Origin of the sequence: Endozoicomonas arenosclerae (genome assembly GCF_001562015.1) — a bacterium.
Classification (GTDB): domain Bacteria; phylum Pseudomonadota; class Gammaproteobacteria; order Pseudomonadales; family Endozoicomonadaceae; genus Endozoicomonas_A; species Endozoicomonas_A arenosclerae.
In genome coordinates this window covers 1-531 of sequence record NZ_LASA01000292.1, presented here as the reverse complement: position 1 = coordinate 531, position 531 = coordinate 1, and the positions used below count along the sequence as shown (strand labels likewise).

The following is a 531-nucleotide window of genomic DNA, read 5'->3' as shown; positions in this document are numbered from 1 at the left end:
GTAATAAATAATGCTAAATATTCGGGTGTAAGTAAGAAACGTTTTATTTTTTTAAAGTTGTAAGCGCAATATATATACAATAAGTTTGATAGAGGTAATGTTAGTGCAGATAAAGCGAATAAAGAATCCTTCAAGCTTTCTGACATACTTTTAATAAGAAATATAATTCCAAAGAATATACCACCAAGAAACAGTATCATTCCACCAAACCAAAAGTCATTATTAAAGGGTAAGACTAATGACAATAAGTAAATTAGTAGTGAAATCCTAAATAATATAATACTTAAGGAAGGTGTGAACAAGTTCCTTGTGAGCTAATCTACCATCAGCTCATATTTGGAGTTCACCATGAAGAATCAGCTCACGTTTGCCGACTGCGAGTTCACCCAAAAAAAGCGACAGACTCGTAAAGAGAAGTTCTTACTCAGAATGGAGAAGCTGATTCCCTGGTCTCGATTAGAAGCCGTCATTGAGCCTTTTTATCCAAAGCCAGGTAATGGAAGACGCCCTTACCCGCTAGCAACCATGTTG

The 531-nt window shown here is 35.6% G+C and carries 1 protein-coding gene; it reads left to right on the top strand.

Annotation, left to right across the window (positions count from 1 at the left end; genetic code table 11):
- Positions 1 to 348: 348 nt before the first annotated feature.
- The coding region (locus tag WG89_RS28820) for a transposase (protein ID WP_479686493.1) at positions 349 to 531 on the top strand (183 nt) is incomplete at its 3' end.